General features: G+C 65.2%; 18 protein-coding genes and 1 pseudogene. 17 read left to right on the top strand and 2 right to left on the bottom strand.

Annotated elements, in window-relative coordinates; translation table 11 throughout:
* Positions 1 to 273: 273 nt before the first annotated feature.
* From parA to L0966_RS21900, 9 genes and pseudogenes are all read left to right on the top strand, one after another.
* Entirely contained in the window at positions 274 to 927 is a 654-nt protein-coding gene (parA, locus tag L0966_RS21940) for a ParA family partition ATPase (protein ID WP_234054238.1), read from the top strand.
* Positions 924 to 1,178 (top strand): hypothetical protein, encoded by a 255-nt coding sequence (locus L0966_RS21935; RefSeq protein WP_234054237.1) that lies wholly within the window; start codon positions 924 to 926, stop codon positions 1,176 to 1,178. The genes parA and L0966_RS21935 overlap by 4 nt, the downstream gene beginning before the upstream one ends.
* Positions 1,175 to 1,708, top strand: coding sequence for a DUF2840 domain-containing protein (locus L0966_RS21930; RefSeq protein WP_234054236.1), 534 nt, complete (start codon positions 1,175 to 1,177; stop codon positions 1,706 to 1,708). The genes L0966_RS21935 and L0966_RS21930 overlap by 4 nt, the downstream gene beginning before the upstream one ends.
* Positions 1,705 to 2,250: a S26 family signal peptidase gene (locus L0966_RS21925; protein ID WP_234054235.1), complete on the top strand. Its 546-nt coding sequence runs from the start codon at positions 1,705 to 1,707 to the stop codon at positions 2,248 to 2,250. Before L0966_RS21930 ends, L0966_RS21925 begins: the two co-directional genes overlap by 4 nt.
* A 205-nt stretch (positions 2,251 to 2,455) precedes the next feature.
* The gene (locus L0966_RS21920; RefSeq protein ID WP_234054234.1) at positions 2,456 to 3,070 is read left to right on the top strand and encodes a lytic transglycosylase domain-containing protein; all 615 of its coding nucleotides are present in this window, start codon (positions 2,456 to 2,458) and stop codon (positions 3,068 to 3,070) included.
* 243 nt (positions 3,071 to 3,313) lie between these two features.
* Positions 3,314 to 5,053, top strand: coding sequence for a VirD2 family relaxase/mobilization nuclease (locus L0966_RS21915; RefSeq protein WP_234054233.1), 1,740 nt, complete (start codon positions 3,314 to 3,316; stop codon positions 5,051 to 5,053).
* Positions 5,054 to 5,077: 24 nt separating this feature from the next.
* Positions 5,078 to 7,057: a conjugal transfer protein TraG gene (locus L0966_RS21910; RefSeq protein WP_234054232.1), complete on the top strand. Its 1,980-nt coding sequence runs from the start codon at positions 5,078 to 5,080 to the stop codon at positions 7,055 to 7,057.
* A gap of 5 nt (positions 7,058 to 7,062) precedes the next feature.
* Positions 7,063 to 7,491, top strand: a complete 429-nt coding sequence (locus L0966_RS21905; protein ID WP_234054231.1) for a CopG family transcriptional regulator — start codon at positions 7,063 to 7,065, stop codon at positions 7,489 to 7,491.
* Between the two features lie 83 nt (positions 7,492 to 7,574).
* Positions 7,575 to 7,982, top strand: a pseudogene (locus L0966_RS21900) (hypothetical protein); the annotation flags it as partial.
* A 10-nt stretch (positions 7,983 to 7,992) separates the two neighbouring features.
* On the opposite strand, the gene L0966_RS21895 reads toward L0966_RS21900, so the two are convergent.
* A complete protein-coding gene (locus L0966_RS21895) occupies positions 7,993 to 8,892 on the bottom strand; it encodes an HNH endonuclease (protein WP_234054230.1) in 900 nt (299 codons plus the stop codon).
* Between the two features lie 173 nt (positions 8,893 to 9,065).
* Between L0966_RS21895 and L0966_RS21890 the strand changes: the two genes are divergently transcribed.
* Both L0966_RS21890 and L0966_RS21885 read left to right on the top strand, forming a co-directional pair.
* On the top strand, positions 9,066 to 10,187 hold the full coding sequence (locus tag L0966_RS21890; RefSeq protein ID WP_234054229.1) for a Fic family protein: 1,122 nt from the start codon (positions 9,066 to 9,068) through the stop codon (positions 10,185 to 10,187).
* A gap of 798 nt (positions 10,188 to 10,985) precedes the next feature.
* The gene (locus L0966_RS21885; protein WP_234054240.1) at positions 10,986 to 12,458 is read left to right on the top strand and encodes a YdiU family protein; all 1,473 of its coding nucleotides are present in this window, start codon (positions 10,986 to 10,988) and stop codon (positions 12,456 to 12,458) included.
* A gap of 380 nt (positions 12,459 to 12,838) precedes the next feature.
* Here the strand turns inward: L0966_RS21885 and L0966_RS21880 are convergent, their stop codons facing one another.
* Positions 12,839 to 13,804 (bottom strand): hypothetical protein, encoded by a 966-nt coding sequence (locus tag L0966_RS21880; RefSeq protein WP_234054228.1) that lies wholly within the window; start codon positions 13,802 to 13,804, stop codon positions 12,839 to 12,841.
* 532 nt (positions 13,805 to 14,336) lie between these two features.
* Here L0966_RS21880 and trbB point away from each other — a divergent pair.
* The 6 genes from trbB to trbK-alt are packed head-to-tail and all read left to right on the top strand — an operon-like array spanning position 14,337 to position 19,367.
* The gene (gene trbB, locus L0966_RS21875; RefSeq protein WP_234054227.1) at positions 14,337 to 15,323 is read left to right on the top strand and encodes a P-type conjugative transfer ATPase TrbB; all 987 of its coding nucleotides are present in this window, start codon (positions 14,337 to 14,339) and stop codon (positions 15,321 to 15,323) included.
* Entirely contained in the window at positions 15,320 to 15,652 is a 333-nt protein-coding gene (locus L0966_RS21870) for a TrbC/VirB2 family protein (RefSeq protein WP_370640812.1), read from the top strand. Before trbB ends, L0966_RS21870 begins: the two co-directional genes overlap by 4 nt.
* Entirely contained in the window at positions 15,652 to 15,924 is a 273-nt protein-coding gene (locus L0966_RS21865; protein ID WP_234054226.1) for a VirB3 family type IV secretion system protein, read from the top strand. The genes L0966_RS21870 and L0966_RS21865 overlap by 1 nt, the downstream gene beginning before the upstream one ends.
* Before the next feature lie 12 nt (positions 15,925 to 15,936).
* Complete coding sequence (gene trbE, locus L0966_RS21860; RefSeq protein ID WP_234054225.1) at positions 15,937 to 18,366, top strand: conjugal transfer protein TrbE; 2,430 nt, start codon at positions 15,937 to 15,939, stop codon at positions 18,364 to 18,366.
* Positions 18,363 to 19,097, top strand: coding sequence for a P-type conjugative transfer protein TrbJ (trbJ, locus tag L0966_RS21855; RefSeq protein WP_234054224.1), 735 nt, complete (start codon positions 18,363 to 18,365; stop codon positions 19,095 to 19,097). The genes trbE and trbJ overlap by 4 nt, the downstream gene beginning before the upstream one ends.
* Positions 19,098 to 19,106: 9 nt before the next feature.
* A complete protein-coding gene (trbK-alt, locus tag L0966_RS21850; protein ID WP_234054223.1) occupies positions 19,107 to 19,367 on the top strand; it encodes a putative entry exclusion protein TrbK-alt in 261 nt (86 codons plus the stop codon).
* Positions 19,368 to 19,484 lie beyond the last annotated feature (117 nt).

The following is a 19,484-nucleotide window of genomic DNA, read 5'->3' as shown; positions in this document are numbered from 1 at the left end:
TGGTCCGCCTCCGTCGCCGATCCGGACGGAGCACCACGCCCCGCAGTCCTGGATCGCAGGAGGGCATCATCGCCACCGCCAGACCGCTGGCGAAGGGGCACTGGTCAGTACCCCGGCTAACGTAGAATCTAACTTTTCTGCGCGCGAAGCCGATGTGAATAACCGCTCCGCACCGGCGCCATCGAAGGATCGACAGCTCCCGGCTTTCCGTAAAGACGCAGTCCGGGTCGGGAAGCCTCTCTCCGCTGCCTCCCGTCCGCCGGGAGCTTCCCGATGATCGTCGCGCTGCTCAATCAGAAGGGCGGCGTCGGCAAGACGACGCTCGCCCTTCACCTCGCCGGTGCGTGGGCGCACCGCGGCAAGCGGGTCACGCTCATCGACGCGGACCCCCAAGGATCGGCCCTCGATTGGTCCGAGCAGCGCGCCCGAGAGGGTGGCAAGCGGCTCTTCGGCGTCGTCGGCCTCGCCCGTGACACGCTGCATCGGGAAGCGCCGGAACTCGCACGCGACGCCGACCATGTGGTGATCGACGCGCCGCCCCGCGTCGCCAGTCTCATGCGCTCGGCGCTACTTGCCGCCGACCTGGTGCTGATCCCGGTGCAACCGTCGCCCTTCGATGGGTGGGCGTCCGCCGAGATGCTGGCGCTCCTTAAGGAGGCTCGCATCTACCGGCCGGAGCTTGCCGCGCGCTTCGTCTTGAACCGCTGCGGCGCCCGCACCGTGCTTGCCCGCGAGACCGCCGAGACGCTCGCGGATCATGATCCTCCGGTGCTCGCGAGCACCATCGGCCAGCGCGTTGCCTTCGCCGCCTCGGCGCAGTCGGGGCAACTCGTCAGCGAGCTCGACGCGGAGGGACTTGCCGCACGGGAGATCACGGCGCTCGCCACAGAAATCGGCGCTCTCCCACGCGGAAAGCCGGCGCCATGAGCGAGCGCCCCAGTCGCAAGGGCTTTGCTGCCCGCCCGGCCGATCCCGAGCAGTGGATCAAGGCGGCGGAGCCTCGATCCGCCAGTAATGGCAGTGCCGACGGCTTCACCGCGCGGCTGACCATCGACATCACGCCCGACCTGCGCGGGCGCATCAAGATCGCCGCCTTCGGCCGCGGTCAGACCGTCGCGGACATGCTCTGCGAGCTGCTCGCCCGTGAGTTTCCCCCAAACCCAGGAGATGCGTCATGACCGGAACATCCGTGTCGCAACCCATATCCCGCGCCGCCGTCCGTCCTGCTCCGGCTGCGCCCATCGCCGATCCGCTCACCCATGTGGAGCTCACTTGGATCGAGAAGCGGATCGAGAACAGGATCCGGTTCGGCCGGCCGGCTCACGCCCAGACCATCGACGGCAGCCGGCGCATCGTCTCCTTCGCGCCAGGCTGCGTCTTCGCCTTCATGCGCTGGGCGTCGAACGACTTCGGCACCGTGGTCTCGCGCATCGACATCGTGCGCGCGGTCGCGCCGGGCGAAGGCTTCCAGACGCTGCCCTTCGTGCGCCCCGGCGGCGAGATCCTGTTGCGCGCCGACGGCTGGCCGAAGGTCGAAAAGGTGCTCCAGCACATCGATGCCGTCGAAGCACTCCACATCCATGGCGCCGACGTCGCACCGGATCATTGGCGGCACGTGCACAATCGTCTCACTGTCGGCCATACGCCACGTGCCTACACCTTGGAGCGCCATCAGGCCTGGCTCAAGCGGCGGGAGTGCGAACAATGACCCGCTTCGGCTATGTCATGATGACGTATTTTTCGGTGATGGGTATCGCGGCCGCGTCCTTCGTTCCGACGCCGCTGAAGCTGGTCTGGAACGTCTCCGCCAGCGCGCCGCTGGGGCTCTATACCGTCGAGCCCACGGGCACGCTCGAGGTCTCCGATCTGCTCGCCGTCAGGCCGCCGGCAGCGCTCGCCCGCTTCATGGTGGAGCGCGGCTATGTGGGCTCCGGCGTGCCATTGATGAAACGCGTCGCCGCGCTTCCGGGGCAGGACGTCTGCCGCACCGGTCGCGACATCACGGTGGATGGGGTGTTCTTCGGTGATGCGCTCGATCGTGACGGCATGGGCCGCCCGCTGCCTATCTGGCGCGGTTGCCATCGCCTCACGGAGGGCGAGCTCTTCCTCATGAATTTCGACGTGCGGGACAGCTTTGACGGGCGGTATTTCGGGCCGATTCCGGCAAGCGCCGTCATCGGCCGCGCGACACCGCTTTACACCGACGAGGACGGCGACGGTCACTTCGTCTGGCGTGCGCCGACGCGTTGAACTTCACCGAGCCTTCAAACCTCATCCGTTTCGAGAGGCCGCCATGCTGCGGACCAGACTGACTTTGCCTGCCATACGCCGGCCTGTGCGCTTGCGCGCGAGGTACCGTGCCGCCGCCATCCTTCTCCTTTCCGGAGTATCCTGGGGCGGGCCGACTGCCGCGCTTCCGGCGGAGGTTCAGGCGGTCCAGAAGGCGCCGTCGCCGGTGGATCGCTATGCGGATTTCATCGCGGAGGCCGCGGAGCGCTTCGACATTCCCGCGGCCTGGATCCGCGCTGTGCTGCGCGCGGAACGCGACGGAGATCCGCGCTCGGTGTCGCCTACGGGCGCCATGGGACCGATGCAGATCATGCCCGCGACCTGGGCCGAGTTGCGCATTCATTACGGCCTTGGTGACGATCCGTATGACCCGCACGACAACATCATGGCCGGCGCCGCGCATCTGCGGGAGCTGTTTGATCGCAACGGCAATCCGGGTTTCCTTGCCGCCTACAATGCGGGGCCGACCCGCGATGAGGCGTCTCCGAAGGGGCACCCGCTGCCTCTGGAGACGCGCGCCTATGTTGACAAGCTGGCGCCGGACATCGCGCACGGCGAAACTGAGCACGACGCGCGGAAGCTGTCCGCTCCGCCGGCGATCGAGATGCCGTCCTGGTCCCGATCTCCGATCTTCGCCCTGCCGCCAATTCGCGTGCCGGCTGCAGATCCGGTGTCACCCGATCATGCACAGCCGGTGTCTGACGTGCGCGATGTCTCAGCCATCGTTCCGCAGTCTGATGGGCTGTTCGTGGCTCGCGGCGGCACGGGAGGCGCACCATGACCACGATCGGACTCGTTCGCATCCTGTCGGGCTCTCTCGCAATGGGGCGCAGGTCCGGAGGGGAGACGCAGGAAACAACCGTCCGATGGCGAGATAAAAGGGCGCAAGGTGCGCTGCGGTCGGGCCGTTGTTTTTGTACGGGAATTTGCAGCCAAACACACATTGCGCTGCAGATCGGCAATGTGCGCCGAGTACTCAAGTCGCTGGTCCCGTTGGTCTTCTCGCACCCTACAGGGGCGCGCCATGGCCGATGACCGGGAATTCCGCATCCGCCCCGGCCGCATCCGCTCGACCCGCGCCCAGCGCGCCCGTCCCTTCATCGCCCAGGCCCTCGCGGCGGCCCAGAAGGCCGGCGGGCACGTCTCCCGGTCCGGCCGCATCTCCTCTGGCCTCCGATCGCGCTTCGGACGTGGCCGGGCGGCGAGCATCGTCGCCAATCGGTTCCTCACCGGGCGCTCGCGCGTCGTGGTCATCAAGACCCGCGTGGTGCGGCACTCGGTGCGGGCTGCACCGCTCTCGGCTCACCTTTCCTATCTGCGTCGGGAGGGCGTGACCCGGGACGGGGAGAAGGCGCGCCTGTTCGGGCCGGGTGCGGAGGAGGGGGAAGGCCGCGCCTTCGCGGAGCGATGCGCCGACGATCGTCACCATTTCCGCTTCATCGTCTCGCCCGAGGATGCAGCCGACATGGCCGACCTCAGGTCCTTCGCTCGCGACCTCGTCGGTCAGATGGAGAAGGACCTCGGCGCGAAGCTGGATTGGGTCGGTGTCGACCACTGGAACACCGACAATCCCCACCTGCACATCCTGGTGCGGGGCCGGACAGATGACGGCCAGGACCTCGTCATCTCCCGCGATTACATCAAGGAGGGCATGCGCGCCCGCGCGCAGGACCTGATCACCCAGGAGCTGGGGCCGCGGACGGAGCTCGACATCCACCGCGCCGTCGAGCGGCAGGTGGAGGCGGAGAGCTGGACCCAGCTCGATTGTCAGCTGGTTCGCGATCAGCGCGAGGCGGGCGTGATCGATGTGGCGCGCGATGCCGATGGCGGGCCGGACGCTTTCCTGCCGCAGAAAGTCGGCCGGCTGCGCAAGCTCGAGGCCCTCGGCCTCTCCGACGAGGTCGGTCCTGGTCAGTGGGTGATCGACGAGAAGGCTGAGGCGACGCTGCGCGCCCTCGGCGAGCGGGGCGACATCATCAAGCGAATGCACCGGGCCCTCACTGCCCAGGGTATCGAGCGGGGCACGGCCAGCTATGTGCTTGCGGGCGAGAGCCTGGACGCTCCCGTCATCGGCCGTCTCGTCGATCGAGGTCTCGATGATGAGCTGAAGGGGACCGCCTATGCCGTCGTGGACGGCGTCGACGGTCGCACCCACCACATCCGGCTGCATGACCTCGATGCGGCAAGCGACGGGCCTCCCGGCTCCGTCGTGGAGCTTCGGAGGTTCGAAGATGGGCGGGGCCAGCAGCGGGTCGCCATGGCCGTCCGATCCGACCTCGACATCGAACGCCAGATCACGGCCTCGGGCGCCACCTGGCTCGATCGGCAGACGCTTTCCCGAGCGCCTGCATCCCTCTCGGACGGCGGCTTCGGCGCCGAGGTGCGCAACGCCATGGATCGTCGCGCCGACCATCTAGTCCGGGAGGGGCTGGCCGAGCGCCAGGGCCAGCGTGTCACCTTCACCCGAGACCTGATCGAGACCTTGCGCCGGCGGGAAGTGGACGCGCTGGGCGGGAAGCTCTCCGGGGACACGGGGCAGCCTTTCAACCGACCAGGACCGGGTGATTATGTCGCCGGCACCTACCGCCAGCGCTTCGCGCTCGCCTCTGGCCGCTTCGCCATGATCGATGACGGCCTCGGCTTCCAGCTCGTGCCCTGGACGCCGTCCCTGGAGAAGCAGCTTGGCAAGCACATCTCTGGCGTCGCCCGCACCGATGGCGGCATCGACTGGTCCTTCGGCCGCAAGCGCGGCCTCGGCCTCTGACCTCACCCATCACCGGAGCGCCTTATGTCCGCGACCAAGATCCTCTGGGGCCAGATCCTCCTCGTCTTCGCCATCGTGCTCGCCACCATGTGGGGCGCCACGCAGTTCGTGGCGTGGCGGCTCGGCTTCCAGGACCAACTCGGGCCGCCCTGGTTCCTGATGGGGCCCTGGGCCGCCTACCCTCCGCCCGCCTTCTTCTGGTGGTGGTATTTCTACGACGCCTATGCGCCGGGCATCTTCGTTGAGGGGGCGATCATCGCCGCCTCTGGCGGGTTCCTGTCCATCGCCGCCGCCATCGGCCTCTCGGTCTGGCGGGCGCGGGAGGCAAGGCGCGTCGAGACCTATGGCTCTGCCCGCTGGGCCGAGCCGGACGAGATCCGCGCAGCCGGGCTGCTCGGTCCTGACGGTGTCGTGCTGGGTCGCCACGGAGGGGACTATCTGCGCCATGACGGACCGGAGCATGTCCTGTGCTTCGCCCCGACCCGGTCCGGCAAGGGCGTCGGCCTCGTCGTCCCCTCGCTGCTCACTTGGCCGGGCTCGGCCATCGTCCATGACATCAAGGGCGAGAACTGGCAGCTCACCGCCGGTTTCCGGGCGAGGCACGGGCGCGTGCTGCTGTTCGACCCTACCAATGTGCGGTCCTCCGCCTACAATCCCCTTTTGGAGGTCCGACTCGGGGAATGGGAGGTGCGCGACGTCCAGAACATCGCCGACATCCTGGTGGACCCGGAAGGCTCCTTGGAAAAGCGCAACCACTGGGAGAAGACCAGCCACGCGCTGCTGGTCGGCGCCATTCTCCATGTGCTCTATGCCGAACGGGACAAGACCCTGGCTGGCGTCGCTGGTTTCCTCTCCGATCCCCGGCGCCCAATCGAGACAACCCTCTCAGCCATGATGACGACGGCGCACCTGGGGGAGGCGGGGCCCCATCCTGTCATCGCCAGTGCCGCGCGCGAGCTCTTCAACAAATCGGAAAACGAGCGCTCCGGCGTGCTCTCCACCGCCATGTCCTTCCTCGGGCTCTATCGCGATCCCGTGGTGGCCGAGGTGACGCGACGCTGCGACTGGCGCATCACCGACTTGGTGACGGGTACCCGCCCGACCAGCCTCTACCTCGTCGTGCCGCCCTCTGACATCAACCGGACCAAGCCACTCATCCGGCTGATCCTCAACCAGGTGGGACGTCGCCTCACCGAGGACCTTCACGCGAAGGCCGGCCGTCACCGGCTGCTCCTCATGCTGGACGAGTTCCCCGCGCTCGGACGGCTCGACTTCTTCGAGTCGGCGCTTGCCTTCATGGCGGGCTACGGGCTCAAGAGCTTCCTCATCGCCCAGTCCCTGAACCAGATCGAGAAGGCCTACGGCCCGAACAACTCCATCCTGGACAACTGCCATGTGCGGGTGAGCTTCGCCACCAACGACGAGCGCACCGCCAAACGCGTCTCCGATGCCCTCGGCACCGCCACTGAGATGAAGGCGATGAAGAACTATGCCGGTCACCGGCTCTCCCCATGGCTCGGGCACCTCATGGTGTCCCGCTCGGAAACCGCCCGACCGTTGCTTACGCCAGGCGAGGTCATGCAGCTTCCACCTGCCGACGAGATCGTCATGGTGGCCGGCACCCCGCCGATCCGGGCGAAGAAGGCGCGCTATTATGAGGATGAGCGATTCAGAGAGCGGGTACTGCATCCGCCTAAGGCTTCTGAACCGAGCGAACGGCGGGCCGATGATTGGACCGTCCTCCCTCTGCCCGTGCCGTCACAGCTGAGCCTGATGGTGGAGGGAAGTGACGATGAAGACACCACCGGGTCAGAACACCGCCAACAGCCGGAACTGGAGCGGGTAGAGGCGGTCGATATCCCTGCGCAACTCCAGAACGAGTTCGAGATCGACCTGGTCGAGGAGACCGAGGACGACATGGCCCGGACCAGCCGCATGACGGGCGTCATGCAAGGCGTGGCACGCCAAGTTTCACTCGATCCCAATGATGGCATGGAGCTGTGACGGTGATGGCCTCACGCAAGAAGAAGGCGCAGATCTCGGTCTATCTTGATCCCGCGACAATGGGGCTGCTGGCCGACTATGCCGCGCGGCGCGGCCAGCCTCAGTCCCTGATCGCCGAGGCGGCCATCGCGTCGTTCCTGTCGCCGGACGCCGCGGAGCAGCGGGAAGCTGCAATCGCCAAACGCCTTGACCAGATGGACCGTCGGATGACCCGGCTGGAGCGGGACCTCGGTATTTCTGTCGAGACGCTCGCGGTGTTCGTGCGGTTCTGGCTGGCCACGACACCCGCATTGCCTGAGTCGGCGGCCCAGGCTGCGCGAGCCAAAGCAGGGGAGCGGTATGAGGCGTTCGTCGCGGCGCTGGGGCGGCGGCTCGCGAAGGGAACGACGCTGGCGCATGAGGTTTCTGAGGACAGCGGCGTTTATAAAGCGTGAGAAAGGGGCCCTCCGCCAGATATAGACATTGGCGAGGTGTTCGAAGCCGGACGTTGTAGGTAGATCCAATCGAGCGCAATGGGATCTACCACTATCTCGACGCCTATATCGACCGGAACCGGAGAGCACTGCTGAAGAATGGCGCCGATCCCGGCACGCTGTTCGTGAAGACGGTGAAACTCACCAGCAAGGATGCCGCCTATTGCCAGAATACCTTCTATGAGGCCTGGCGGCTCGCAATCCAGCGCTACGGCATCCATAATCCCTATACGGATCGCGGCGCGATCAAGGGGCTGCTGCCGCACGGCCCACACAGTGTCCGCGATGTGCTCGCCACCCATATCCTGAAGCAGACCGGCTCCTATGAGCAGGCGAGCTACGCCATCCAGGATACGCCTGACATGGTGGCCAAGCACTATGGGCGCTTCCTGCCGCAGGACAAGGCGGCGCTCGCCGCACAGATCCTGAACCGCGTCTGGGAGGCGGCGTAGCCGCACCGCTTCACTGCTTGAAGCAGTGTTCCCGGTGCCATTGCAGGAAGTGCGGATGCGGCCGCTCGAGGGTCTTTTTCGGTGTGATGGCACGGCCGCTCCGGTTGATGAAGGCCCGCACGCTATCGGGGTCGTTGGCCTGCCGGGAGATCAGAATCTCGAGATCGTCCGAGAGGCTGATCAGACCGCGATCGAACATCCAGTGCGCAGTGCCCGACAAGGCCAGCCCGTTGCTGATGATGTCGGGTCCGTTCGCCTCCACCGGTCGGATATGTGCCGCGGCGACCTCGGCCCGCCCTCCGCCATTGATGAGCTTAAGCCCGCTGATCGCGCAGCGCTCGTCATAGGCGCGCAGCACCACCCGCCGGAAGATCCGATCCCGCACGATCCGCGATGAAAGGATGCTGACCCGTTCCCGGGGCTGCTCGAATGCGAACGGCGCCTGCTCTTCACGAAAGCCGGCAACGGGCGCGTCATCGTCGACGCGCGGAAGCAACGGTTCGCTGTCATCCAGCCCGAGCCGGATGATGCGATCGAAATCGGCCGGCGAGAGCGCGCGCACGGCGGCCTGCGCGCGACCTGAAATCCGCCCATTCTCATTCAGCACGCCACGCTCGATGACACCATCCGCATCGCTGAACGGTACCGGATGAACGAAATCGAGGTAGCTTCCGGGCTCGATCAGCGCCAGATACATGCCGGGCGCCGTCGGGTCGGGCACGACACGTTCGACCTTGGCGATCGCGAAATAGCCGCGCGTCTCCGCGACCTTCCGTGGCTCGTAGTAGACGATCCAGTCGCCGAGGCAGACCTCGACCCGCCCGAGATACTGCGACGGAAATTGATACTGCTCGGCCGGGCTGTCATCGTAGATCGAGTCCGAGCGGTGAATGAAGACGCCGAATCCCATGTCCCATCCCTGATCCGTGCCATCCTATTGCGTTTTCGGCGCCAAGGAGGAGAAAGTCGCGCCCTTCGTTCCACAATGCACTTCGGCCCCGTGGGTCGCGTGAGCGATAGGACGGCTTTCTATAAATCAGATATTCGCTAATATACGAGCTATAGAGAGGGACTCTATCGCTCATGGCATGGAATTGGACGCAGCCTCATTGGCCGCATTTGACCTATGATCCGGCTGCCCTTGAACCGCTGGAGCGGCACTTCCTGCTGCTCTCCGGAGAGGTGATCGGCGCGGTCCGCCACGTGGGCGACGATGACCGCGACCAATTACGAATTGAGCTCCTCAGCGAAGAGGCGGTCAAGACCAGCGCGATAGAGGGCGAGGCTTTGGATCGCCTGAGCGTGCAATCCTCCCTGCGTCGGCAATTTGGCCTCGACACCGACGATCGCGCCGTGAAGCCGAGGGAACGCGGCATCGCGGAGATGATGGCTGATCTGTACCGGAGTTGGGCGGATCCGCTGGACGACGATACCCTGTTCCGCTGGCACCGCATGCTCATGGCGGATAGCCGGCATCTGGAGACGATCGGAGGTTACCGTCGTCATGAAGACGCGATGCAGATCGTATCCGGTCGCTACGATCGACCGACAGTGCATTTCGAGGCGCCGCCTTCGTCCCAGGTTCCCGACGAGATGACCGCCTTTCTCGCTTGGTTCAACGGATCGGCTCCGAACGGCGGCACACCGCTGCCCGCCCTCACTCGTGCCGGGATGGGACATCTCTATTTCGAGAGCATCCACCCCTTCGAGGATGGCAACGGTCGGATCGGTCGCGCCGTCGCGGAAAAGTCCCTCGCGCAGAACATCGGACAACCGACGCTGATCGCACTCGCCCATACCATCGAGCAGCACCGCAAGACCTATTATGAACAGCTGGAGGTCTATCAGCGGACGCTCGAGATCACCGGCTGGTTGATCTACTTCGCCGAAACGATCATCGCGGCGCAGCAGACGACGTTGGGCCGCGTCGCCTTCCACATCGCCAAGGCGCACTTCTACGATCGTTTCCGCGACAAGATGAACGAACGGCAGGAGAAGGTGATCGCCCGGCTCTTCCGTGAAGGACCGGGCGGATTCACGGGTGGCCTGAGCGCAGAGAATTACATCGCTATCACTGACGCCTCGCGTCCGACCGCCACGCGTGACCTCCACGATCTGGTCGCGAAAGGCGCCCTGACGCGAACCGGTGAGCGCAGATATACGCGCTACCACCTGAATCTGCCGGGAACCACCTCGAAGCCATAGCGCCAATTAGGCTCATGTCACTCACGTGAGCCAGGCATAGGTTGGCTCTCTGCCGTGCCGCGCCATTTTCCGACCTTGACTCCTCGCCGGAAAACGGGCGTTCGGCTTTGCGCCTTTCCCATCGCCTGGAGGGGGCGTGGCCCAACACGAGCGGAACGTCATCCGGCGGCGCGCCGCTCCCGCCGTCCATCGCTCCCGATCGGCCGGCCAGGTCGGAAGGGCGAGAGCCTTCGCGTGCTACCGCGTTGCTTCGCTGCAAAAATACAGCGCCTCACACCGGCTCGATGAGGCCCGAGACAAGCCGGGCAACGGCAGCGGCCGGTCATGGTGAGCAGAGAACGCGCGCGCGATGACATCAGCATTCGTCGCCGCGCATGGCCCATGCTGACATGACAGCGAGTCACTTCACTTCGTTCCGGTGTCGGGTCTTTGGTGTGCGACTTGCGGCGAGGCGCCTTCGAGGCGCGGCCATTGACATCGCAAAGCACGTCACCACATCCTGCGGAACGTTCAACAACTGAAAGGAGGTGGTCAGATGTCTCATTGTCACTTGCCGCGCGTGGCAGTCCTCATGAGCAAGACCTCCGCCTCGGGGGTCGCGCTCGCCTGAGCTGCCCATTCCAGGCAGGACAATGGAAGGGTCGTCCCGAAAGGGGCGGCCCTTCGCTTTTGTAGGGACGGCGTCGCCCGCGCCGAGAGACCCGCCGGCGGCACGGCCGCGCCGGCCGCGCCTTGCCGAGTTTGCCGCCCGTCCCCATCTCTTCGACATTGCGAAATCCTCATCAGATTGGTCCGGTCATGGCGATTGCATTCGAGAGCACCTTCAGCGCGCTTCCAGAGAGCCTCTATTCAGCCGCGAACCCGACCGCTGTCCGTCGGCCGGCCCTGATCCGGCTGAATGACGGGCTGGCTGAGGAGCTGGGCTTGGACACGCAGTGGCTGGGGGGCGCGGACGGCCTTGCGATGCTCTCCGGAAATGCGGTCGTGAGCGCGTCCCTGCCGATCGCGCTCGCCTATGCCGGACATCAGTTCGGCCATTTTGTCCCCCAACTCGGAGACGGTCGCGCCGTCCTTCTTGGAGAGATCGTGGACCGGAGCGGCACCCGGCGCGACATCCAGCTGAAGGGCGCGGGACGCACGCCCTATTCGCGACGGGGCGACGGTCGCGCGGCCCTGGGGCCGGTGCTGCGCGAATACATCGTCAGCGAGGCGATGGCCGCCCTCGGCGTTCCCACCACGCGCGCGTTGGCAGCGGTCGCCACCGGCGAGCGGGTGCAGCGCGAAATCGGGCTTCCGGGGGCCGTTCTCACCCGCGTCGCCGCGAGCCACATCCGGGTGGGAACCTTTCAATACGCGGCCGCACGCGGTGACGCCGAGGCTCTCGTCGGCCTGGCGGAGCATGTCATCGCACGGCATTTCCCCGCTGCCGCCGATGCGGACAGTCGATACCTTGCTTTGTTCGACCATGTGGTCCGCGCGCAGGCGCGCCTCGTCGCGCACTGGATGTCGCTGGGCTTCATCCACGGCGTGATGAACACCGACAACATGGCGATTTCGGGCGAGACCATCGATTATGGCCCGTGCGCCTTCCTGGACACTTACGACCCGGCAAAGGTGTTCAGCTCCATCGACGAGTTGGGCCGCTACGCCTTCGGCAACCAGCCCCGCGTCGCTGTCTGGAACCTGGCGCGGCTGGCTGAGACCCTGCTGCCTCTGATTGATGAGAACCCGGACCGGGCGGTCGCGGCGGCTCAGGAGGTGCTCGGCGGTTTCAAGCAGGTGTTCGAAGAAGCCCACCTCAACCGGATGCGGGCGAAGCTCGGGCTCACCACCGAGGCGCCCGAGGACGCCGGGCTCGTCGAGGATCTCCTGGAGGCCATGCGCGAGGGACAGGCGGACTTCACCCTCACGTTCCGAAACCTGTCACGGCTGCCCGCAGATGAAAGCGCGCCTGCCGGGCTGGCCGACCTGTTCTCCGATCCGCAGCGTCTCGAGGTCTGGTACGATCGGTACAAGGCGCGGCTGCTGCAAGATCCCGTCTCCCCCCAGGAGAGGGCGCGCGCCATGCTTGAGGTCAATCCGCGTTTCATCCCCCGCAATCACCGGATCGAAGCCGTCATCCGCGCCGCCGTGGATGACGGCGACTATGCGCCATTTCATGATCTCGCCCGCGTTCTGGCCACACCCTGTTCGGACAAGCCCGGCGACGCGGGTTATGAAGCGCCGCCGCGTCCGGATGAAGAGGTCCTGCGGACGTTCTGTGGCACGTAAGGCGATCTCCCGCCTTGCGATGAGACGGAGCATTTCCTGCCGGCCCCGCGGGAGACGGTCACCAACAGGATCCGACGGGGATCCGCGCCATTGACAATGGGGTGGGTGACACAGTGCGCCAGACGCAGAAGTCCGCTGCGGTGAGGACGAAGGGCCGGTTTGGGGCCGGAAGCGGAAGGTCCGATATTTTCTGGCAGGAGCCAAAAACCGACATCCGGCTTCCGCACCGATTGCGAGCGCACTCCGACACAGTGGATACTCAAGCTCGGACCCAAATTGAGGCGTGCTAACAGAGATGCCGCTGTAACTCTGTTCCGATACATGCTTAAGTATCTGTATTGTCTGTCGAGGAGCGTCAGAACAACGATATATAAAGTGAGCTATATATCCGCTGTTCCGTCGTTGATCGAATCTAACGGCTCCACCGCTGAGAAGCCTTTCGTCTTCGAGAATTTCATGGTGTGCCGGAAATTCCGCATGGCGTCGGACGGGTCGATTCCGGACAGATTGAGCCGCATGAAACCGTCTCGGACGAACTGAACAGAAAGGATCGGTATCCATTGCTGGTGTCCGATTTGTAGGTTCAGCATGTTCGCCATACACGTGACATAGACCTCATCCAAAGGCAGGATGTGAAACAGGTCGCCTGCGGTTTTGAGCGCGACGCTAGCCACGTAGTCCTGATAGAGTTCGTTGAACTGTCCGACAGGCATTCTTGTCTCAGATAGGCGGCCGCTCGCCAATTGCTTCAGGCGCATGCTTGGCACTATGTCATCGCCGTGGATCCTGATTTTAGCGTGGATGAAATTCTCACCGAAGGAAAATTCGATAGCTGTACCCACCAGAGCGGTTTCGGAAAGGGATTGCATTTCCTCAATTACCTGACGGATGGCAGCGGCTTCCCCACGTAATAGCCTTTTGGCGAACTTGGTTTCGTTTTCCCATTCCGCAACTGCTTTCATATGAGCGGCGAGCGCATCCTGATATTGCTTTTGATCTAGAACGGCGGCCTCGTCGATCTTTGCCTCCAGCTGCATGCGAAGTTTGGTCGAACCGCCGCTGAAGACGTGAAAGATGCTTGGCTTGAATTTGGCCGAGGCCATCTCAGCACGATCGCGGTGGTGGCTTGCTTGATGCGGCTCGCGAGGGCCCGGCTGGCTTGCGATTTTATGCCAATCGATCATGTCGACCATATCCGTGTGGATCGACACCAAATTCTCAACGTAGTTTTCCCACTCCTCAACCGCCGAGGTTGAATCGGCAATCATCTGCGCCTTTTGAACTTGCTTATGCCTACGTTGTGCTTCGCGCTCTGCCGCGCGCGCCGCAGCTGCGATTGAACGCATTGTTCCTTTCCAGCCCATCAGCTCCCCCTGAATTAAGTCCATTTTGCGTTAAATAATGGTACGCTGACATTTAGCTTGCGCAAGTCGAACCGCATCCCTTGCGGCCGGCAACGAACAAGGAGCCCTGTATGCAGGGCAGCCCGCTCCCTTGATTACCCGCAGCGGCAAGGAGATTCCTAAGAGCCTGTACTCTGCTCCCCACAAACTGGATCGTTTTGAATGGAGATTTGTTCGCTAGGGTCCCGGTGCGGAGAAGGACCCATGACCGCTTTCAGAAACCGCCTCAGAAGCCTTAAACGTCGAAGATGGGGCGCAAAGTGGACGTTGCTGAAATGGCAGTTGAGGGTCGACAAGGGTCAACAGCGCTATTTTCCTGACCACGGTGATGTCAGAGCTATTGGCCCTTTTGCCTGTCTTTTCACGCCACACTGCGATGGCTCATTCCTGTTGTTGAATCTCCCCCAATTCCCCCTTCTTTAATCATCCCCGTCCGGGAAGTCCTTGCATCGCGCCCGGCCACGGCGGGGATGACATGGCAGCTTCAGCTCACAATCCAGAAGGCCTGTCGCGCGGCGTGCGCATGCTGCGCACCGCCCTCGGCCCGGTGATCTCCCATCTTCTCGATGATCCCTCTGTCGTCGAGGTCATGCTAAACCCTGACGGCAGCCTCTGGGCCGACCGGCTGTCCGAAGGCCTCGGCGCCACGGGCGAGCGGCTCGCGCCCTCCGATGGCGAGCGGATCATTCGGCTCGTTGCCCACCATATCGGCGCCGAGGTCCATGCCGGAACGCCGCGGCTCTCGGCGGAGCTTCCAGGAACGGGGGAGCGCTTTGAGGGCCTGCTCCCGCCTGTCGTCACAGCTCCGACCTTTGCGATCCGCAAGCCCGCCGTCGCAGTGTTCACACTCGACGACTATGTGGCCGGCGGCATCATGTCTGCAGCGCAGGCCGAGGCCCTGCGCGAGGGCGTCGCCGCCCGCGCCAACATTCTGGTGGCCGGCGGCACCTCCACCGGCAAGACCACCCTCACCAATGCCCTCCTCGCGGAGGTGGCCAAGACGACTGAGCGGGTCATCCTCATCGAGGACACGCGCGAACTCCAGTGCGCCGCGCCCAATTTCGTGGCCTTGCGCACCAAGGATGGCATCGCCTCGCTCTCGGACCTCGTACGCTCCTCGCTTCGGCTGCGGCCCGACCGCATTCCCATCGGCGAGGTGCGCGGCGCCGAGGCCCTGGACCTTCTGAAGGCCTGGGGGACGGGCCATCCCGGCGGCATCGGCACAATCCACGCCGGCAGCGCCATGGGCGCCCTGCGACGGCTGGAGCAGCTCATCCAGGAAGCCGTCGTCACCGTCCCGCGCGCTTTGATTGCCGAGACCATCGACCTCATCGCCGTGCTGTCGGGCCGTGGCGCCGCACGCCGGCTCACCGGGCTCGCCCACGTCGATGGGCTCGGCCCCGACGGCGACTACCGGATCTCCCCCGCCATCCCTCCCACCGAAGAAGGAACCTCCCTTTGACCTCGATCCTCGTTTCCCGTCGTCGCCGCTTGCTGCGAGGGGCCGCCACCGTTGCCGCCTTTGCCTATGCAGTATCCGCCGCCCATGCCTCCGGCTCCTCCATGCCGTGGGAAACGCCGCTGCAGTCGATCCTGGAATCCATCCAAGGGCCGGTGGCCAAAATTATCGCGGTGATCATCATCATCTCGACCGGCTTGGCGCTCGCCTTCGGCGACACTTCGGGCGGGTTCCGACGGCTGATCCAGATCGTGTTCGGCCTCTCTATCGCCTTCGCCGCGTCCAGTTTCTTCCTCTCCTTCTTCTCCTTCAGCGGCGGAGCGCTGGTCTGATGCCGACCGGTAAGGGGGAGGTGCCGGGCTTCTCCGTCCCGGTCCATCGGGCCCTCAGTGAACCAATCCTGCTCGGCGGCGCGCCGCGGGCGCTCGCCATCTTCAACGGCACGCTCGCCGGCGCCGTCGGGCTGGGGCTCAGGCTCTGGCTCGTGGGCCTCGCCCTCTGGGCGATCGGCCACCTCGCCGCCGTCTGGGCCGCCAAGCGCGACCCACTATCCGTCGACGTGGTGCGCCGTCATCTGCGCATCCCCTCCCATCTGTCGGTCTGACCGGGGCACACCATGATGAACCTGACCGAATATCGCCGACACGGGAGCCGGCTCGCGGACTATCTGCCTTGGGCCGCCCTCGTCGGCCCAGGTCTCGTCCTCAACAAGGACGGCAGCTTCCAGCGTACGGCACGCTTCCGTGGGCCGGACCTTGAGTCCGCCGTGCCGGCCGAGCTGGTGGCGGTGGCCGGCCGCCTCAACAGCGCCTTCCGGCGCCTGGGCTCCGGCTGGGCTCTGTTCGTGGAGGCCCAGCGGCATGAGGCTGGGGCCTATCCCGACAGCGTCTTCCCCGACCCAGCCTCCGCGCTCGTTGATGTCGAGCGCAGGGCCGGCTTCGCCGAGGCCGGCAGCCATTTCGAGTCGAGCTATTTTCTCACCTTCACCTGGCTGCCGCCGGCGGAGGATGCGGCGCGAGCGGAGAGCTGGCTCTATGAGGGCCGCGCACGCGACGGCGTCGATCCCCATGAGGCACTGAGCGTTTTCATCGATCGCACGGACCGCGTCCTGCGGCTCGTCGAGGCCTTCATGCCGGAGTGCCGCTGGCTCGACGATGCCGAGACCCTGACCTATCTGCACGGATGTGTCTCGACCCGGCACCAGCGGGTGCGTGTCCCCGAAACGCCCATGTATCTGGACGCGCTCCTCGCCGATCAGCCACTGACCGGCGGGCTCGAGCCGATGCTCGGGAACCAGCACCTGCGCGTGCTCACCATCGTCGGCTTTCCCACGGCAACCACGCCCGGGATCCTCGATGATCTCAACCGGCTGGCCTTTCCCTATCGCTGGTCGACCCGCGCCATCCTCCTCGACAAGACCGACGCCACCCGGCTCCTCACGAAGATCCGCCGGCAGTGGTTCGCCAAGCGCAAGTCCATCGCCGCCATCCTCAAGGAGGTGATGACCAACGAAGCGTCGGTGCTGGTGGACTCAGATGCCGCCAACAAGGCGGAAGACGCTGACCTCGCCCTGCAGGAACTCGGCGCCGACCATGCCGGCATCGCCTATGTCACCGCCACAGTGGCGGTCTGGGACGCCGATCCCCGCATCGCGGACGAGAAGCTCCGGCAGGTGGAGAAGGTGATCCAAGGCCGGGACTTCACGGCCATGGTCGAGACGATCAATGCGGTGGATGCCTGGCTCAGCAGCCTGCCCGGGCACGTCTACGCCAATGTCCGTCAGCCGCCGGTCTCCACCCTGAACCTCGCGCACATGATCCCGCTCTCCGCCGTCTGGGCCGGAGACGAGCAGGACGCGCATTTTGCGGCGCCGCCTTTGTTCTACGGCAAGACGGAAGGGGCGACCCCCTTCCGCTTCTCGCTCCATGTGGGGGATGTGGGCCACACGCTCGTGGTGGGGCCGACCGGCGCGGGCAAGTCAGTGCTGCTCGCGCTCATGGCCTTGCAGTTCCGGCGCTATGTCGGCTCCCAGGTGTTCGCCTTCGACTTCGGCGGTAGCATCCGGGCGGCTGCGCTCGCCATGGGAGGCGACTGGCACGATCTCGGCGGCGGTCTCGCCGAGGACGACATTGCGCTCCAGCCGCTTTCCCGCGTGGACGAGCTACCCGAGCGAACTTGGGCCGCGGACTGGATTGTGGCGATCCTCACCCGGGAAGGCGTCACCATCACCCCGGAGGTGAAGGAGCATATCTGGTCGGCACTTTCATCGCTCGCCTCCGCGCCGGTGGAGGAGCGCACCCTCACTGGCCTCGCCGTCCTCCTCCAATCCAATGCGCTGAAGCAGGCGCTTCGGCCCTATTGCATCGGCGGTGCCCATGGCCGGCTGCTCGATGCCGAAGCTGAGCATCTGGGGCAGGCGTCCGTCCAGGCCTTCGAGACCGAGGGGCTGATCGGAACCAGCGCGGCGCCGGCTGTCCTCTCCTATCTTTTCCACCGCATTGAGGACCGCCTCGACGGGTTTCCCACCCTTCTCATCATCGATGAGGGATGGCTCGCCCTCGATGACCCGGGCTTCGCCGAGCAGCTCCGGGAATGGCTGAAGACCCTACGGAAGAAGAACGCCAGCGTGGTGTTCGCCACCCAGTCCCTCTCGGACATCGACGGCTCGGCCATCGCCCCAGCCATTATCGAGAGCTGTCAGACCCGCCTGCTGCTCCCCAACGAGCGGGCGGTGGAACCCCAGATCACAGCCATCTACCGACGCTTCGGCCTCAACGACCGGCAGATCGAGATCCTCGCGCGGGCAACGCCGAAACGGGACTATTACTGCCAGTCCCGACGCGGCAATCGCCTGTTCGAACTCGGGCTTTCCCAGGTGGCGCTCGCACTCTGCGCCACGTCGTCAAAGACTGACCAGGCCGCGCTCTCGCAGATCCTCGCCGAGCATGGCCGCGACGGCTTCCTTTCCGCCTGGCTCCGGCATCGCGGTCTTGGCTGGGCCGCCGATCTCATCCCCACCCTCGATAATCTGGAGCCACGCTCATGATCCGTCGTTCGTTGCGGGCGACGCTCGTCGCCGCGCCGCTCCTTTTCTGCCCGCTGACGCCGGCCGCTGCGCAGTATGTGGTCTACGACCCCTCCAACTATGCCCAGAACGTCCTTCAGGCCGCTCGGGCGCTGCAGCAGGTCACAAATCAGATCACCTCGCTTCAGAACGAAGCGCAGATGCTGATCAATCAGGCCCGCAATCTTGCGAACCTGCCATATTCCTCCATCAGCGCATTCCAGCAGGCGGCCCAGCGCACCCAGCAATTGCTCAGTCAGGCGCAGAAGATCGCCTATGACGTCAGCGCCATCGATCAGGCCTTCCAGAGCCAATACGGCTCCGTCTCCCTGAGCGCCTCGGATGCACAACTCGTCTCCCAGGCGAAGACGCGGTGGGAGACCACGCTCGCAGGGCTTCAGGATGCGATGAGGGTGCAGGCCGGTGTCGTCGGCAACCTCGATACCAACCGGGCACAGTCCACAACCTTGGTGGACCAGAGCCAAGCCGCAACCGGCGCGCTACAGGCCATGCAGGCGGGCAACCAGCTTCAGGCGCTCCAGGCCCAGCAGCTCTCCGACCTCACCGCTGTGATCACGGCCAATGGCCGGGCGCAGGCCCTGTCCGAAGCCGAACGCGCCACTGCGGTGTCGGAAGGTCAGGAACGCTACCGGCGCTTCTCCGTGCGGTCGAGCTATCAGCCGGCCGCCGTCACCATGTTCCACGGCAAGTGAGGCGGGGCCATGGACCGGGACACCGCGCTTCGAACCCTCATCGTCGCCGGCCTCGTGGGCACAGTGCTGGCTGCGCTCGCTGCCGTCGCAGGTCGACGACCGGAGCCCGACGTCGTCGTAAGCGGCAAGGCGGCGCCCGTCTGGTCGGCGGATCTCAAGAGCTGCGCACAGGTCGAAACGGCTGACCCTATCAATCCGCCCTGCGCCGCGCTCTGGGAGCAGAACCGCCGCCGCTTCTTCGGCAAGTCCGTTGAGGGAGTGACCCGGTGAAAGTAGAGATGAAGCGCTCCATCCCCTCTCGGAGACGAGTTTCTCCATCCCTCTTCCCGAACCGGACGTGCGGGTTTCCTCGCATCCGGCTCTCCATGCACGGGCGCTTCCACGCCC

The sequence above is a fragment of the Xanthobacter sp. NM-59 genome, assembly GCF_021401125.1.
Taxonomy (GTDB): domain Bacteria; phylum Pseudomonadota; class Alphaproteobacteria; order Rhizobiales; family Xanthobacteraceae; genus Xanthobacter.
This window is presented reverse-complemented; position numbering and strand designations above follow the sequence as displayed.

Excerpts from the sequence above, each read along its gene's own strand:
- trbK-alt (WP_234054223.1), top strand. The coding sequence starts at position 19,107 with ATGGACCGGGACACCGCGCTTCGAACCCTCATCGTCGCCGGCCTCGTG.
- L0966_RS21880 (WP_234054228.1), bottom strand. The coding sequence starts at position 13,804 with ATGCGTTCAATCGCAGCTGCGGCGCGCGCGGCAGAGCGCGAAGCACAA.
- parA (WP_234054238.1), top strand. The coding sequence starts at position 274 with ATGATCGTCGCGCTGCTCAATCAGAAGGGCGGCGTCGGCAAGACGACG.
- L0966_RS21915 (WP_234054233.1), top strand. The coding sequence starts at position 3,314 with ATGGCCGATGACCGGGAATTCCGCATCCGCCCCGGCCGCATCCGCTCG.
- L0966_RS21865 (WP_234054226.1), top strand. The coding sequence starts at position 15,652 with ATGCCGACCGGTAAGGGGGAGGTGCCGGGCTTCTCCGTCCCGGTCCAT.
- L0966_RS21910 (WP_234054232.1), top strand. The coding sequence starts at position 5,078 with ATGTCCGCGACCAAGATCCTCTGGGGCCAGATCCTCCTCGTCTTCGCC.
- L0966_RS21885 (WP_234054240.1), top strand. The coding sequence starts at position 10,986 with ATGGCGATTGCATTCGAGAGCACCTTCAGCGCGCTTCCAGAGAGCCTC.
- L0966_RS21890 (WP_234054229.1), top strand. The coding sequence starts at position 9,066 with ATGGCATGGAATTGGACGCAGCCTCATTGGCCGCATTTGACCTATGAT.
- trbB (WP_234054227.1), top strand. The coding sequence starts at position 14,337 with ATGGCAGCTTCAGCTCACAATCCAGAAGGCCTGTCGCGCGGCGTGCGC.
- trbE (WP_234054225.1), top strand. The coding sequence starts at position 15,937 with ATGATGAACCTGACCGAATATCGCCGACACGGGAGCCGGCTCGCGGAC.
- L0966_RS21905 (WP_234054231.1), top strand. The coding sequence starts at position 7,063 with ATGGCCTCACGCAAGAAGAAGGCGCAGATCTCGGTCTATCTTGATCCC.
- trbJ (WP_234054224.1), top strand. The coding sequence starts at position 18,363 with ATGATCCGTCGTTCGTTGCGGGCGACGCTCGTCGCCGCGCCGCTCCTT.
- L0966_RS21895 (WP_234054230.1), bottom strand. The coding sequence starts at position 8,892 with ATGGGATTCGGCGTCTTCATTCACCGCTCGGACTCGATCTACGATGAC.
- L0966_RS21935 (WP_234054237.1), top strand. The coding sequence starts at position 924 with ATGAGCGAGCGCCCCAGTCGCAAGGGCTTTGCTGCCCGCCCGGCCGAT.
- L0966_RS21930 (WP_234054236.1), top strand. The coding sequence starts at position 1,175 with ATGACCGGAACATCCGTGTCGCAACCCATATCCCGCGCCGCCGTCCGT.
- L0966_RS21925 (WP_234054235.1), top strand. The coding sequence starts at position 1,705 with ATGACCCGCTTCGGCTATGTCATGATGACGTATTTTTCGGTGATGGGT.